Origin of the sequence: Methanoculleus nereidis, assembly GCF_032944295.1 — an archaeon.
Taxonomy (GTDB): domain Archaea; phylum Halobacteriota; class Methanomicrobia; order Methanomicrobiales; family Methanoculleaceae; genus Methanoculleus; species Methanoculleus nereidis.
In genome coordinates, this window is record NZ_JABFFQ010000001.1 from 43,089 (window position 1) to 58,314 (window position 15,226).

General features: G+C 61.7%; 16 protein-coding genes. 4 read left to right on the plus strand and 12 right to left on the minus strand.

Going from position 1 to position 15,226, the window contains the following annotated elements:
- The first annotated feature begins 80 nt into the window (after positions 1-80).
- Positions 81-1,550, plus strand: coding sequence for an RNB domain-containing ribonuclease (locus tag HL657_RS00270; protein WP_317294859.1), 1,470 nt, complete (start codon positions 81-83; stop codon positions 1,548-1,550).
- Positions 1,551-1,860: 310 nt separating this feature from the next.
- On the opposite strand, the gene HL657_RS00275 is transcribed toward HL657_RS00270, so the two are convergent.
- From HL657_RS00275 to HL657_RS00285, 3 genes are all read right to left on the minus strand, one after another.
- Positions 1,861-2,130, minus strand: a complete 270-nt coding sequence (locus tag HL657_RS00275; RefSeq protein ID WP_317294860.1) for a hypothetical protein — start codon at positions 2,128-2,130, stop codon at positions 1,861-1,863.
- Between the two features lie 365 nt (positions 2,131-2,495).
- On the minus strand, positions 2,496-3,317 hold the full coding sequence (locus tag HL657_RS00280) for a mechanosensitive ion channel family protein (protein WP_317294861.1): 822 nt from the start codon (positions 3,315-3,317) through the stop codon (positions 2,496-2,498).
- Between the two features lie 230 nt (positions 3,318-3,547).
- Complete coding sequence (locus HL657_RS00285; protein WP_317294862.1) at positions 3,548-4,240, minus strand: lactate utilization protein; 693 nt, start codon at positions 4,238-4,240, stop codon at positions 3,548-3,550.
- Positions 4,241-4,377: 137 nt separating this feature from the next.
- Here HL657_RS00285 and HL657_RS00290 point away from each other — a divergent pair, with 137 nt between their 5' ends.
- The gene (locus HL657_RS00290; RefSeq protein ID WP_317294863.1) at positions 4,378-5,328 is read left to right on the plus strand and encodes a cache domain-containing protein; all 951 of its coding nucleotides are present in this window, start codon (positions 4,378-4,380) and stop codon (positions 5,326-5,328) included.
- A 154-nt stretch (positions 5,329-5,482) separates the two neighbouring features.
- Here the strand turns inward: HL657_RS00290 and HL657_RS00295 are convergent, their stop codons facing one another.
- The 4 genes from HL657_RS00295 to HL657_RS00310 all read right to left on the minus strand — a co-directional run bounded on the left by HL657_RS00295 (position 5,483) and on the right by HL657_RS00310 (position 9,314).
- Positions 5,483-5,869, minus strand: a complete 387-nt coding sequence (locus HL657_RS00295; protein WP_317294864.1) for a YybH family protein — start codon at positions 5,867-5,869, stop codon at positions 5,483-5,485.
- Between the two features lie 201 nt (positions 5,870-6,070).
- The gene (locus HL657_RS00300) at positions 6,071-6,364 is read right to left on the minus strand and encodes a hypothetical protein (RefSeq protein ID WP_317294865.1); all 294 of its coding nucleotides are present in this window, start codon (positions 6,362-6,364) and stop codon (positions 6,071-6,073) included.
- A gap of 232 nt (positions 6,365-6,596) precedes the next feature.
- Positions 6,597-8,102, minus strand: coding sequence for a glutamine synthetase family protein (locus HL657_RS00305; RefSeq protein WP_317294866.1), 1,506 nt, complete (start codon positions 8,100-8,102; stop codon positions 6,597-6,599).
- 195 nt (positions 8,103-8,297) lie between these two features.
- Positions 8,298-9,314, minus strand: a complete 1,017-nt coding sequence (locus HL657_RS00310) for a M28 family metallopeptidase (RefSeq protein WP_317294867.1) — start codon at positions 9,312-9,314, stop codon at positions 8,298-8,300.
- Positions 9,315-9,540: 226 nt separating this feature from the next.
- Here HL657_RS00310 and HL657_RS00315 point away from each other — a divergent pair, with 226 nt between their 5' ends.
- Positions 9,541-9,972, plus strand: coding sequence for a DUF61 family protein (locus HL657_RS00315; protein ID WP_317294868.1), 432 nt, complete (start codon positions 9,541-9,543; stop codon positions 9,970-9,972).
- A 404-nt stretch (positions 9,973-10,376) separates the two neighbouring features.
- Here the strand turns inward: HL657_RS00315 and HL657_RS00320 are convergent, their stop codons facing one another.
- Positions 10,377-10,985, minus strand: coding sequence for a MerR family transcriptional regulator (locus HL657_RS00320; protein ID WP_317294869.1), 609 nt, complete (start codon positions 10,983-10,985; stop codon positions 10,377-10,379).
- 116 nt (positions 10,986-11,101) lie between these two features.
- Here HL657_RS00320 and HL657_RS00325 point away from each other — a divergent pair, with 116 nt between their 5' ends.
- Positions 11,102-11,785, plus strand: a complete 684-nt coding sequence (locus HL657_RS00325) for a M48 family metallopeptidase (RefSeq protein WP_317294870.1) — start codon at positions 11,102-11,104, stop codon at positions 11,783-11,785.
- 9 nt (positions 11,786-11,794) lie between these two features.
- On the opposite strand, the gene HL657_RS00330 is transcribed toward HL657_RS00325, so the two are convergent.
- The 4 genes from HL657_RS00330 to HL657_RS00345 all read right to left on the minus strand — a co-directional run bounded on the left by HL657_RS00330 (position 11,795) and on the right by HL657_RS00345 (position 15,168).
- Positions 11,795-13,279, minus strand: coding sequence for a PAS domain-containing protein (locus HL657_RS00330; protein WP_317294871.1), 1,485 nt, complete (start codon positions 13,277-13,279; stop codon positions 11,795-11,797).
- Positions 13,280-13,625: 346 nt separating this feature from the next.
- Positions 13,626-14,306: a small multi-drug export protein gene (locus HL657_RS00335; protein WP_317294872.1), complete on the minus strand. Its 681-nt coding sequence runs from the start codon at positions 14,304-14,306 to the stop codon at positions 13,626-13,628.
- Between the two features lie 44 nt (positions 14,307-14,350).
- Positions 14,351-14,800, minus strand: coding sequence for an adenylyltransferase/cytidyltransferase family protein (locus HL657_RS00340; RefSeq protein ID WP_317294873.1), 450 nt, complete (start codon positions 14,798-14,800; stop codon positions 14,351-14,353).
- The gene (locus tag HL657_RS00345) at positions 14,797-15,168 is read right to left on the minus strand and encodes a Mov34/MPN/PAD-1 family protein (RefSeq protein ID WP_317294874.1); all 372 of its coding nucleotides are present in this window, start codon (positions 15,166-15,168) and stop codon (positions 14,797-14,799) included. Before HL657_RS00345 ends, HL657_RS00340 begins: the two co-directional genes overlap by 4 nt.
- Between the last annotated feature and the right edge of the window lie 58 nt (positions 15,169-15,226).

Here is a 15,226-nt window from a genome sequence, read left to right on the forward strand (position 1 = left end):
GCGGCCCGAAACCGCCGTGAATAGGGCGAAGGCCCCCACAGGCCATTTTTTATACCCGTAAACGAATCACTCAAGCAGAGATGCAGAACCAGCAGCCCGTCAACCTCAAGGGCATCGCGTGGACGGCGATGCAGCAGTACGGTTTTATCCCCGGGTTCCCGCCACCCGTCCTCCGCGAGGTCGAGGGCCTCGACGCCAAAGTCTTCCCGGAGACCCTCGATGACCCACGCGACCTCCGTTCGCTCCTCTGGTCCTCGATCGACAACCACGACTCGGAGGACCTTGACCAGATCGAGGTCTGCGAAAGAGAGAGCAACGGCGAGATCCTGGTCCGGGTTGCCATCGCCGACGTCGACGTCTACGTCCCGAAAGGCTCGGGGACCGACCGGCACGCCGCCCATAACGGAACCTCGGTCTACACCGGCGTTACGACCTTTCCAATGCTTCCCGACCGCCTCTCGGCGGGCATCACCTCACTCCTGCCTGGCCGGGACCGAATGGCAGTCGTCATCGAATACACCGTTCTTCCCGATGGGAGCACGCTACCCGGCGACGTCTACCGGGCGATTGTCACGAACCGGGCAAAACTCGTCTACGAGGAGGTCGGCGACTGGCTGGAAGGGAAAGGGGCCATCCCGGAGATGGTTGCAGAGACGCCGGGCCTCGCGGAACAGGTCCTCCTCCAGGACGAGGCCGCGATGCAGATGAAGAAGCGCCGGACGGAACAGGGAGCGCTCGCCCTCGAGACGATCGAAGCCGAACCGGTCGTTGAGGAGAACCGGGTCATGGGTCTCGTCGTTCAGGAGCAGAACCGCGCGCGGTGCCTGATCGAGGAGTTCATGGTCGCGGCGAACGGAACCCTGACGGCGTTCTTGAACGCCGCCGATCTTCCCATGATCCACCGGGTTGTCCGCATCCCGAAGAACTGGGAGGGGATCGTTGCCGAGGCTGCGGAGCGCGGCGAGAACCTTCCCGCCGAGCCGGACGCCGAAGCGCTCACCCGGTTTCTCATCCGGCAGAAGGCGGCCGACCCCGACCGCTTCCCCGACCTCTCACTGACCGTGGTGAAACTGATGGGGGCAGGCGAGTACGTGGCGTTCCGGCCGGGCGACGAGCCGATCGGCCACTTCGCCCTCGCCGTCACCGACTACACCCACGGCACCGCCCCGAACCGACGCTACGTCGACCTCATCATCCAGCGGTTGGTGAAATCAGCCGTCGGCGGCGAGCGCGACCCGCCCTACACGATGGACGAACTCGAGGACCTCGCCGCCCGGCTCACCGACCGGGAGAAGGCCTCACAGAAGGTCGAGCGTTACGTCCGGAAGGCCGCGGCCGCGGTCCTCCTCCGGGAGAGGATCGGTGAGACATTTGCAGCGTTTGTCACCGGCGCCTCGGCGAAAGGGACGTATGTCCGGCTGATTGACCCGCCGGCCGAAGGAAGGGTCGTGCTGGGCGAGCAGGGGCTCAGGGTCGGCCAGAGGGTGCGCGTCCGCCTGATGGCGGTCGATCCCTACAAGGGTTTCATCGACTTCGGGCGCACCCGGTGAGGGGGTCTCCCCCTCCCCGTCAGCCCCACCCCTGATGGCGATAAACGACCGGCGGCACGGCAGGAGTTCGAGCACCGGAGGTGCGCAGGCAACCACGGTCCACTGCATGAGGATATGCCCGTGAAAAAAGGCCGGCCCGGGGACAGGCCTGGTGTGACACCACCCTCATCAGGGAAAGGATGAAGATCGGAACAGGGTTTCAACAGAGCCTTAAGATCTGAAAGAAGAAAAGAAGGGCGGCCTTGCGTTCATCCCGGGCTTTCAGCCGCAAGAGTTCCCGCTCTGCCACCTTCACCCCTGGGGTGAATCCTCAGAGAAGCCCCAGGATACCGATGATGATCGCGACGACACCGATGATCGTCTGGAAGCCACCCAGCCACGTACCGAACTTCTCGAGATACTTACCGAGACCCGGGACTACGTGGAACGCGCCGGTCAGGAGGATGACCCCGACAAGGAAGGCAACGATACCCTGCAGTGAGAAGATCCCCAGTAGTCCGAGGATCATCATGATGATCCCTATGATGACCTGGAAACCGCCCAGGAACTTGCCTGCCTTCTCAAGGACGCCCCCGAGCACGGGCAGGACTCCTATAATTCCTGCACATAATACCAATCCACCGATTATGTTCATTATCGCGGTTATTGCCACAATTATACCTCCATTGCATTACGTTACAAAGTTAAACTATAAATATACCTCTGATGCAATGATTTAATTTCATTAACACCAGGCATTAATTTAAAAAAATATGTTGACCGTTCCGGGCAGGAATGCCTGCTAGCGCTTGAAAACCGACACTGTGCGTGACTCCCCCCTCGCACCGGAAGCAGTTAGGGACATCTTCAGCCCCGCAGAGCCCTGAAGCCACAGGGACCAAGCCCATAGGGATTTTCGTCGGACCGGGAAGGCCCCGGGTGCGGATCTGCAAAAATAGAAGAGATCTACTGGGCCCGGTCCAGGTGGATGTCCACCTGCGGGAAGGCTATCTCGATTCCGGCCTCCTTGAACGCCCCGACGATGTCACGGGTCAGATCCCACTGCACGTCCCACATATCGGACGTCTTCGCCCACGCGCGCAGGGAGAGGTTCACCGAAGAGTCGGCAAGTTCGGTGACGAGAACCGTAGGTTCCGGCGATGGGAGCACCCGTTCGTGGGCCGCCATCAGGTCGGTGGCGACCCGGATCGCTGTATTCAGGTCGCTGTCGTAAGCGACCCTGACCTTGACCTCGGCACGACGGGTATCCATGCGGGTGGAGTTGATCACCGGGCTCCCCCAGACCAGAGAGTTCGGGATGGTGATGTAGGTGTTGTCGAACTTCAGCAGCTCGGTCGCCATGATGCCGACCGAGGTGACCGTCCCGGATATGCCGTTGACCTCGACGAACTCACCCTTGTCGATGGGGCGGAACGCCGCCAGCCAGACCCCGGCGGCGAGGTTGGTGACGGTATCCTGGAGGCCGAAACCGAGGATGAGCCCGATCACCGCCGAGAGCCCGAGCACCACGGAGGAGATATCGAACCCGAGCGTCGCGATGACGATGAGGACGAGGATCACGTAGAGCAGGACCGAGAAGAACCTGACCAGGAACTCGATGACCAGGGTGGGCAGTTTAGATGCCCGGGAGAGCATCTTTGTGAAGACAGACGTAAGCACCTTCACCACGATCCACCCGATGATCGCGACAAGCACGGCGAGAACAACGCTTTCAAGCGTGATGTCGGAGAGCGGAACGGGGAAGCTGAGGATTTCTGCGATCTCCATGCATTAAGGTGGCACGGGAAGTCAGATATACTAAACCCTCTGGAGGAGGAAAGAAGGGGGGAGCACCGCCACAGCCGCGACCACACCGCTCCTGCATGGCCGGACAGAGAGGATGAATCCGGTTGACCCGCACCCGAAAAATGAGACAGACCGGGCATACGCCTGCCATGAAGACGCCGCTCTTTTCCTTTAGCAGGCAGGCCCGGTGCCGCCGCGCGGGGCAGCCGGGTTCAATACCCGAGCGGCTGGCGGATCAGGACCAGGTTTACCCTTCCGTCGACTTCTTCGCGGTCGAGGATCACGTGCTTGCCGATGTAACTCCCCGTGCCGTAGGCGTGTTGCGCACGCTGGTTCTCGAGGGGCAGGGCGTACTCCCGGCACCGCTGAAGCGCATCGTCGATGGTCGGCACGATCTTGTTCGTCCCGGAGACGAGGATGAGGTGTGCCGCCGCGTGAGGCCACGCTCCCGTCCGGCTCCCGGTCTTGTCGCACGCAACGAGCTCGCCCGACTCGGCGATCGCCTGCACCCCGGAGAGGAAATAGTCGGCGGCCACGCTCTTGCGGCGGAGCGCGTGCCGCTTCTCGGTGTCGTCCTCGGCGGTGATGGCCGCGTGATAGTCCCGCCATCCCTTCGGGTTCTCTTTGAGCACCCGGTCGTATCCGATCTCGATCAGGGTCGTCGAGTAGCCGTTCATGACCTCAGCTCCTTCAGGCAGCAGGTCAACGACGGTCCTGAGCGCGTCCTCCACCGTATCGACGAGGCTCACCCTGATGTTCCGTGCCTCGATCGCCTCAACCGTCCTTTTGATCGCCGCATCATCCGGCATCCGGCTCCATCGTTCCGCATCCGCCCCGGCATCCTTCATCAGGTTGACTGCACTGTACTCCGTGGGTTTTGCCATCTGCTGGGTAACATTCGCCATCCGATCACCTGCCCGGGATAGGGGATGCGATCCCACATATACCTCTCCATGAGCCAGGTTGGGAGAGCAGGTCAGACCGTTCTCCCGGCGAAGAAGGTTCCGGTGTGTTTTTTTGGTCTTGCACCTCACAAGGGAATATGAATAGAATTTACCTCGCCGGAATAGCCTTCCTTCTGGTGCTCGCGGCCGGGTGTAGCGGCCCTTCCGAACAGGAGACCGTGGAAGAGAATATGACCCACGCAGATCTTGCAGACTTCGTCCGGGAGGCCGCCGCCTACGCGGAGGCCGCCGGAGAAGATGCAGCACTCGCTGAATTCAACAACGAGGCGGGCGGGTTCTCGCGGGGAGCTCTCTATGTATACGCTTACGATTACAACGGGGCGCTCCTTGCCCATCCATACGAGAAAGATGCAATCGGTTCCAACCGCGGGAACTGGACCGATGTCCGGGGGCTGCCGGTGATCCGCATCGGTACACATACAGCGGCAAACGGTGGCGGGTATATCACCTACCTCTACCCGGCGCCGGATGACGGGGGCATCAATGAGTCGGCGGTGGAGACCTACATCCCGAAGATCGGCTACGTCGCTCCTGCTGGCGAGACGTGGTGGGTGGCTTCAGGTGTCTACCTCTCCGACGTGGCCGGGCCCGGAACCGAGCCGTATCCCGAACCCGTCTCCGCGATGGTCGACCTCGTCGAGCGCGGTGCCGCCTACGGCCGTGAACAGGAGGCGGAAGCAGCGTTTGCCGAGATCTCGAACGCTTCCGGAATGTTTGTCGATTCAGAGGAGCATTATCTCTACGCCTACGATTACAACGGGACGCTCCTCGCCCACCCCCACCTGCAGGCCTCGATCGGCACAAGCCTGATCGAACGGCAGGATCCGTTTGGAATGGAAAACATCCGGGCGCTCAGGGATACCGCAGAGTCAGGAGGAGGGTTCATCGTCTTTATCTGGCCAAACCCCGAGCAGGAGAACCGCGACGAACTCAAGATCGGGTACGTCCTTCCGGTCGATGAGACCTGGTGGGTGGGGTCAGGGGTCTACTTAAGCGAGATCACCGGGGAAGATACAGTGCTCCCCTGAATACCTCTTTTTCATAAACTACACGGCTACAGGACCACGCCCTTGCGGTGCCCTTCGTACACGAGGCGATCGTGACCGGCACGCCTCTTCGTATCCGTTGCGATAGGGCATCTTCAGATACCTGACGGATCCGGGGGGTTCGCCGCTCCCTGCATCAGGGAGTAGCGTTCCAGATATCCCACAGGTTCTTCCAGCCGTCCGCCGTGCGCTTCCACACGACGACGAACTTAATCTTCTGCTCGGCAGGCGTTCCACCCGGGGGGTGGACCTTGAGAATGCCCGTTCCCCTCTCGTGCAGAAAATCGCCGCTCCCTGAGAGTTCGAACGTGGTCAGTTCCACCTCTTTTACGCCTGAGGCCATGACCGTTCTCCAGAACTCCTCGATCGCCTCTCTTCCCTGGATCATGGGAGCGTCCGGGGGGAAGACGACGGCGTCCTCTGCAAGAACCGATGCCGTTACTGCGGCATCGCCCTTCAGGAAACCTTCGGAGAATCGTTTGTTGTTCGCGTCGATGGCCTTCCTTACTTCGTCGGCAACCATACTCCATCCATGACAGAGTGTCGGTCCGGTACATCAACGGACTCTGTCGACATCTTTCTGTTGAATTCGAGCGCCTATGCAGACCAGAACACCGCGGCGAACCGGAAGGCACAATCTCCCTTCCGCGGTGCCGCATGAGTGAGAGTATTCCGGCCAGGTCTTCGGAACGGGACGGCCGAAAGGGTCCGGTCTCAAAAGAGGTCAGGAGGCCGGTGCGGCCCCCACCTCTTCGCTGTCCCATACGAGGGTGTTCTTCATCTCGGTCATGATCACCCGCGAACCGGGGGGGACCCGGATCGCATCGCCGATATCCTCGGGCGCCTGCGCCCAGACGACCTGGTGCTTGATGTCCCCGTCGGGGAGCAGCACCACGACGCTGTAGGTGTTCATACCCTCCTCGGGAGTGCCTTCTTCCTCTCCCGGGGTGACACGATAGCAGGTAAACGTGACCGGTCTCGATTCTTCCCCCATCTTCTCTTCGGCTTCGCCTCTCATACGCTTTCCTCACCACCCGGACGTGCGCGGCCCGTCGCGGTTCTGCGCGGCCCCCGGGGATAGCGGGAGGCCGTGTCCTCCGCCCGCCGGAAAACCCGCCTCACTCCCGGGAGCGACCTCCTCTGGTGCCCTCCTGATAATAAGTTTGCCCCGTGCCGCAGCCATCGGTGCAGGGGGCGGGGGGTGTTGACGGTGCCCGGTTAATGCCGGCAAAAAAAGTATTCTCCGGCTCTCACGCCACGTGGAGGAACTCTTCAACCAGTTCGCGGATCGCTTCGTTGTTGCCGTACAGTTTCTCGCTCAATCCCAGGTCATCGAAGGCCTTCAGGGTGGTGATCCGGCTGTCGATCATCCCCGCCGGGAAGATTCCGCTCTGCTCAAAGAGCGCTCTTTTCGCCTTGAGCGCTTCGGCGGACTCGACACAGGAGGCGGGAAGCTGCCGGAACTCCGCGAGCCGCTCCTTGAACTCGGGGCGGAATATGTTCCCGCTGACGTAGAGTTTCTCGGCCATCTCGAGCGCGCCGGGCATCTCGATCCCGTGTAGCGCCGCCACGACGAGGCCGGCGACGATCAGGTAGGGATCGGCCGAGCCGTCGGCGACCCGATACTCGAACGTCTGCTTCGACGGACGGTTCGGTGTAAGGCCGTTTTCACCGGGGTTGGCGTCACAGGTCATGCCGTTGGCGCCGATCCAGCCGAGAGGCACCCGGACCACGACCGAGCGGTTGCGATCGCCCCAGCAGACCGTCGTCGGCGCTTCCTGGTGTGGAACGAGACGGAGGTAGGAGGTCGGGATGGTGTTCCCGAAGGCCGTCAGGGCGTCGGAGGCGTCGAGAATACCGGCTATCATCTTCCGGGCGAGCGGGCTCAGCCTGCCTTCCTCGACCAGCAGGTTCTTGCCGTCCTTCTCGACGAGCATGTGGAAATGCATCCCGCTCCCGGCCTTGCCGGCGGTGATCTTCGGGGCGAAGCTGATCTCGACGCCGTACTGGTTGCCGAGCATCCGCAAGACCCACTTCGCGACGATCAACTGCTCGACCGCCTGCTCCACCGACATTGGCAGGAACTCGATCTCGTGCTGCTCATAGTAGGTATCGTCATTATAGAAACATCCGACCTCAGAGTGGCCGTACTTGATCCGGCCGCCGGCGCGGGCAATCAGCCGCATCGCCTCGTCCCGCAGGTCCGCGAACTTGACGAACGGTTCGGCCGAGTGGTAGCCCTTCTGGTCGCGGCCGGGGTAGAGATCGTCCCGCGGGCCGATGACGTAATACTCGAGCTCGCCGAGCGTCTTGAAGGTGTACCCGGTCCGGCGGGTGAACTCCTCGTCCGCCTTGCGGAGTACGTACTCGGGCGAGCTCTCGAGGGGTTTCCCGTCGTTGTCGTAAAACGAGCAGAGGAACTCGAGCGTCGGCACCTCGGCAAAGGGGTTCACGAACGCCGTGCGGTAGCGGGGGATCACGTAGAGGTCGCTGCTCCCCGCCTCGATGAACGAGAAAAGATTGCTGCCGTCGACGCGCTCGCCGTCCGAGAGGATGATGTCGAGATGCTCCCTTGAGGAGATAACGAAATTGAGGGTCTTAAGTTTGCCGTCTTCGGCGGCGTACCGGAAATTGACCATCTCAATTCCGTTCTCCTCGCAGAACCGTATGATATCCTCTTTCGTAAAATCGGCCGGATCCTTCTTGAGAAAACGTACCAGCTCATTGGGGTTCATCAGGATCTCAGAATCTTTCATATTTCTTTAACGTTGGCTTTGACCGTATAAAAATGAGTGTTTTCCTCTCCGCATCCGGTCCGGCGAGGGCATCGTGCTCCCGGATACAGGGGGGTTTCTCCGGATCGGAGACGGAGTGCCCTCTTCCGGGGGTGAAAACGGCACCGCGATCATCCCGCCTCCCCTGCGCGACGGATAACGGCTCCATTCCGATCGTCAATCCGCCCCGTCCAGCCTTCCGGAGAGGTCCCACACCACCATCGGGGCCTTCAGGATGGCGGCATCGGCCCCCTCGTCCCGATACCCCGCCACCTCCGCGAGCACCGAGAGGCCCAGTTGAGCGTTCCTCTTCGCATACCCTAACGACACACGGTCGATGGTGTCGTCCGGGGTATGGGCCGGGCCGTGCTCCTCGCTGTGTGTCGTCACGGCCGGATAGCCCCGTTCCCGGAAGGATATGTGGTCCGAGGTGCAGGAATGGATGTTCTCGGTCAGGGCGAAGTTCGTGCCGTAGAGTGTGTTATAGTCTGCCATGAGTGCCGCGACACCTGCCGATCGCTCGTCGTAGACGATGTCGAGGACCGAACGGTTAAGAGGATCGTAGCAGGACGAGTCGTAGTTGAGGTAGAGCGCGATCGGAGCCGCCGCATCAGCGGCGTAGTCGATGCTGCCGAGTCTTCCGACCTCTTCAGCGTTCCAGAATGCAAACTGCACCGTCCGGTCAAACGAGTGCCTGCTCATCACCCGGGCGAGTTCCAGGACGATCGCGACGCCGCAGCCGTTGTCGGTAGCCCCCGGCGCGCGGGTAAGATCTGTCGACGTGCTGTCGTAGTGCGCGCCCACCAGCACGATCCCGTCTGAGGCGTTGCCGCCCCGGGGAAGCGTGGCGACGACATTCCCGGATTCGCCGTCCATGGACTCCACCTCAAGCCCGGGGATGGCGGCAAACCTTGCGGAGAGGTACGCACCCGCCTCCCGGTTCCCGTCGGTGCCGTATGCCCGGGTCGAGAAGTTCTGCAGGTCGTAGGTCGTGTCCCGGAGTTCGGACTCATCGATCTCTGCGAGCATCGCGGCGATCCCGGGGTCGTACTCTCCCCCGGGCGTGCCGGTGCCGGCTGCCGGGGCAGCTGCAAGAAGGACCGCTACGCCGGCGAGCAGCAGAACATAGAGAGGCCCCCTGGGGGAGCAGGCATGCCGTTGAGTGTATTTCCAGTGCGCTGAATCCCGTTCCATGTATGATCACGCAGAAGGCACCGAAAGGAGGGGTCGAGATATATACTTTCCGCCGGGAGATGAGAGCGTTATGATCCGATAAAGGGGGACATTCGGACCCGGATCGGCGAATTTGCGTCCGGGGTCCCGGATAGGGAGACGTGCCATCCAGGGCCAGGTATATATCGCACGGCAACGAGATCAGTCTCTCAACCCGACCCGAAAAAGGATCGCCACAGGAGCGGATATGCCCGACCGACCATCAGCAAGCGACGAGTCGACCCTTTTGCGGTGGATGCGGCTTGAAATCGGCAGGATCAACGACGGTGTCGTCTCAGAGCGCAAACGCCTCTCACGGCTCTTACGGGAGGAGCACCCCTCGTCCGTCACGAAGGGCGGGAACCGGCACGACTTTGACCGGGACGTCCTCCTCCGGCTGGAGCAGGCCCTTCCGGAAGCGTTGCAGCGACGGCTCCGGCTTCCGATCCTCTTCTACTTCGACTCCACAGTTCCGGATAGCTTCTTCCTCGCAGACGAGGCTGCGGTGCAGGCCCTCCAGAACCTCAGCGAGATCAGCCCTCTCCGGAGGATGCAGGGTGGGAGGCTCTGGATAGGGAAACCTCTGGTGTATGCCATCGTGAACAGGTACCCGACAGCCATGCAGATCGTGATGCACTAGCGGGACCGGGTGCTCTAAAAAGAGAGAGGATCTTTTCTCCGGCGCCCGGTCCGCTCTCCGGCCGGTGGCCGACAACGGGATAAGCGGCCGGCGAGGCGCTCTCGGGGTGGAAACCCATATGCCCGGCCTCGGTGTCCGGTGAAGCCACTGAAGACGGCCGATCCTGTGTTCCAACAACGATACAGGCTATCAACCCGCCAACAACCAGGGCTTGAATGACAATGGTCAATACTGTAGCCATCTTCTGCTCTGAGATCTCGATCACCTCGCGTGCCGGTAGCGGGGATCGTATTTAAATCTTGTTATTTCTATAACACTTTATATTATTTATTGCTACTGATGCGCCATACGTATGGTGAGAGAGGGGCCGTGCACCCGGTTCCGGAGATAACCCGGGCATGGGGTCAGCCGGAGCGGCCCGACGGCTGCCCGGGATCGTCCTTCTTCGTGACGGTCCGCCGGACCCGTTCAAGCACCGGGCGGGTGGCCTCATCCATCTGCCGGTCGAAGTAATCCACCCATTCTGCAACGACTGCGAGCTGTTCCTGCTGCCTGGAGAGACGTTTCTGCAGATCGTCGACGGTCATCTGGAGCCGTCCGACCTCCTCCATTCTCCTTTGCTGCTCCCGCTCGAGTTCATCGACCAGTCGTGCAATCCGGCGTTCCTGCCGGGCCAGCGTATCCCGCATCACCCCGAGATCGATCACCACCTCAGGCGGGAGCGGGGCGGCGTTCCGACCGATCTCCTCTGCCGCACCTTCAGATTCGGCCCGTTTTTTGCTAAGTTTGGCCTCTTTGACGATCTCCTCCGGAGAAAGGCCTTTCCCGGAGAGTTCGATGAGTTTCTGGACAGTTCCGACCGTTTTTTGCGGGAAAAGCCTGGCTCGGCCGAGGGTCCGGTAGGTAAAGAGGCTGTCGTAGGTCTGGACAAGTGCCCTGACCTCCTGCTCGGAGATCCCGGTGAGGTGCGCGATATCCCCGATCTTCAGTTCCTTCTCGTTCATGGATGCCATCCCCTGCACCCGCCCGGGTGCTCGAGCGGGAGCCCTACCGTACCTCTTTGTCGTCATCAGGTATAGGTGCGTGCCGGAGCACGGGATTTTTCGTGCTGCCGTCCCAGTACTGATACATGAGCAGGGGAGCGAGGGAGAATGTCCCGGATAGAACGACCGTCGTCCGGAAGGCGGTGCGGTCTGCCCGCCTTCAGGTGCGGCCGGACGGGACCCTGCGGGTGGTCGCTCCCCCATCGTTCGACATCGGGGGATTCCTGCAGCGCAACGCGGCCTGGATCGAGAAACGGCGCGAGGAGTTTGATCGGCTGGCGGTTGAAGGGCGCGGGCGGGAGGATCTGCTCCTTCTGCATGGGCAGTTTCACCGCCCGGTCCCGGGTGCGCTGTTTGCGATTGACGAGGCCTCGGGCACTGTCACCTGCCCGTCCGTTCCCGCCCTCAGGAGAAGTCTCTCCGGGATGCTGAAGGAGGAGGTCCAGGACCGCCTGGCAACCTACCCGGATCTTGTCGGCCGGACGCGGGGGCGGATCGCAGTAAAGATGCAGAGGACCCGGTGGGGAAGCTGCTCGACGCTCGGCAACCTGAACATCAACCTGCGCGTCGTAGCTCTTCCCGATCCCCTGCGGGAATATGTCGTCGTCCACGAGGCCGCTCACCTCCGCGAGCAGAACCACTCAAAACGGTTCTGGCGTCTCGTCGGGAGTTACTACCCCGAATACCGGGCGGCGGAAGCCGAACTGCGGCGCTACTGGGTCATCCTCGAGCGGAACCGGGTGTGGGGGACGCTGCAGGATAGGAAGTAAGAGAAGGGATCAGGAATACTTTCGCCAGAACATGGAGAGTTTCCTCGACTCAGCCCACCGCCCGTCGAGCTGGTCGATGATGCCGTTGATCCGCTGCACCTGCTGCCGGATCTGTTCCCGTGTCGTGGCATCGTCAAGCAGTTCGGCACGCCCCATGATCGCCTGGAGCGGGTTCCGGATATGGTCGGCGAGCAGGGCAAACTGTTCCATGTTCCGCTCGATCTGAGCGTAGGCCTTTGATTTCAGGTCCTCAACCTCCCTCTGGGCGGTGATATCCCGGGAGACGGTGACGATCCTCTCGACCTTGCCGCGTTCGAAGATAGGGATCCGCATCTCTCGAAGAACCACGGTCTGGTCACCGCACCTGAGAGACCGCTCTGATGTCAGCGGCCGGCCGGTTCGTACGACCCGCTCGTACAACTGCCGGGTGGTGGAAGGCAGGAACGGGAGAACAGCAAAGAGGTCCTTTCCGACGACATTCGTCTCAAGCCCGAGGTCTTCGCACCAGGCGATGAAAGCGTCGTTTGCGAGAAGAAGGGTGAGCCGGGTATCGACGACGGTGACGGTATCGGTGATGGCATCGAGGACAATTTGATAGAGGCCTTCTGACTCCCGAAAGAGGTATTCGGACTGTTTCCGGTCAAGTGCACCCGCGATGATGTGGACAGCCGCAGACAGGAGAGCCACATCCTCGTCCACGAACCGGTTCTCCTCGATGTCCAGATCGAACCCGACGAACCCGACAACCGCCCCGTTCAGCCGGAGCGGGATCATTAGCGCCGCGGTAGCGCCATGCCGCTTCAGGAATTCGCGCTCCTCCCTGTGCAGCCGCCCTTTCCCGGACGCTCTGTCCACAAGCACAGTTTCGCCTTCGAGAATCCGCGCGACCCACCGGGGAAGGTCGCCCGTGAGGAATTCCCGGGACTTCCCCCGCCGGGGGTTCTGTTCCGGCCGGCACCACTCGTGCGTGGTGCCAAGAAGTGTCCGGGGGTCGTTGAAGAGGGAGAGGTAGGCCCTGCATACCCCACATGCGCGGCCGAGATCCTCAAGCGATTCATCGATAGCCGGATCGATCTGCGCGTGATCCACGAACCGCGCGGGCATCGCCGCAACAGCCCGCTCAAGGCTGCGGCGGCTGCGCGGTGTATCTTCAGCCCTGCACTGCACGCCAGCGTCGATGCAGGAGAGGAGGAGCCAGGTATCGGCGGTAACAGGTTCACGAACGCTGTTGATCGAGATCCTGACATCAAAAGGCGATGAATCCCTCCGCCGGGCAGCAACCGTCCCGCTCCACCGGCCGGAGGAGAGAGCACAGTCAATGCAGTCCCGCCCCTCTTCCGGGGAGAGCCAGAGGAGAGGGACGGGTTTTCCGACCACCTCGCACAGCGCGTACCTCCACATGGCAAGCAACGAAGCGTTGGCAAAGGCAATGCGCCCTCCCTGATCGACAATGCAGGTCCCGCAGAGTGAGGTCTCGATCACCTGCTCTAGCATCGCGGTAGTAACACCAGGCATCCGGGCCGGGGTTTCGGCGGCGATATTTCCTTCACCTCGAAAGCCCTGATCGCCGCTGCGGTGCTCCGGAGGAACGCCTGCTGCCAAACAGTTCGTTGAATGCGGATCCATACCCTGATCATCCCGGGCGGCAGAACGGAGCCGCCCATCGCCGTTATAAAGAGGGGACGCACCGCCACCCTCTGACCTCTCCCCGATCTCTGCCGGGTGGGTTAGGATGATCAATCCCCCCGATCGCGTATTAGAGTTTCTGTTTGTATCGCATCAGCTCCGACCCGGGCGAGGGATCTGAAATGTTGTCGGGTAGAGGCGATACCGATACGCCTCAGGCATCCGCTTTCAGTCTCCGCGAATAATTCCAGTACATCACCAGGAGCGCGGTGCCGATCAGAAGGAAGACGGCAAGCGAGAACCAGAACCCGGTCCCTGCCGGGATAAGGTTCACGATGTAGTCGATGCCAAGAGCGATCCCGAAACTTCCGATGATGCCGCCGATGGTGATGCAGGAGAGGACCTCTGTCTTCGTCATCCCGAGCATCCTCCCCACGACGGAGCCAACGATGCTCCCCGACCCATCGAAGGGGAGGGCCACAAAGGCAACGAGACCGACGAAGTAGAGCCGTTCAAGCCACGGCCGCCGGTCGAGAAACGTCCTGCCTGCCGTCACAAAGCGGCTGACCCACGACCCGATATAGGGGATGCGCAGGACCAGCGGGAAGTTCCAGGCCATGAAGAGCCCCCCGGCGAAGTCCAGGAACGCCAGGGCAAACGCGGCCAGCCACCAGGGGACCCCGCAGAGAATGCAGACCGGGATGATCGTCTCCCGGCCGAGCGGCGGGACGATGTAGGCGACCATCATCCCGAAGAGCAGAAGCCACTGCTCGGCCGGGAGGAGGAACCAGACGGCGGCGAGAAAGAGCGCGCAGAGCAGGAAGGGGACCGAGACCTTCAGCCAGCTCGCCTGGCCATCAGCGCCGTCATCGTCCCATACATCGATCTGCCACATGAACCACCGTCACCCGCGGGCGAACACCCGCTCTTGGGCCGGCGTCACTCCTCACCGACAGGGCCGTTAGGGCTTGCAGGGCCCCGGGTATTCAGAATACGCTCGATGATCTTCGACGAACTGGCGAGAGAGCCGGGATACCCCGGTATCCGGACGACGTCCGCATCGAGCCCACGGTCCCGGAGCTTCTGCTGGAGACGTTCCTCGTCGAAATGCTGGTTAAACCCGAGCGTAATGATGTCGGGCCGGATCTCTGCTATCGGCCTGAACATATCATGCAGGTCGCCGAGAAGCGCATGGTCGACCGGTCTTAACGCCTGCACCATCCTGAGCCTCTGCGCCTCCGGGAGGATCGGTCGCGGCTTATGCTTTACATTCGCGTCCCGCGCCACGATCACGGAGAGTTCGTCGCCAAGCCTCCGGGACTCCTCAAGGTAGTACAGGTGCCCGGGGTGGAGGATGTCGAATGTCCCCGTTGCGACCACACGGATCACTCGACCACCTCAAGGTGTGTCACGCTGCCGTCCGCCCGGTAGCACCGCCAGTCCCTCCCCGTATAGGGGTATCCGACGATGACGTGGTATCGCCCCACGGTCGGAAAAAACCGCAGGTCCGCCGACGACGGGGAGAGGACGCCGTTCGGGTGGCTATGGGCACTGCCGGCCTGGTGAGTATCCAGCGGGAGCATATCGATGAAGAACGAGGCACTCTCCTCGCCGACGATGGTACCGGGCACCAGGTCGAGGTCCCGGATAATGCCGTCCTTCTCTCGCAGCACGGCAACGAACTCGTTCGGATGATGTTCCCATCCGAGTTCGAAGAGCATTGAAAGCAGATCCCTGCTGATCCCGTGTATGGCCATTTCTACTGAATGGTAGGCGAGGAGGCAACATAAGCCCTCGCGTTCGGCATGCGTGCCC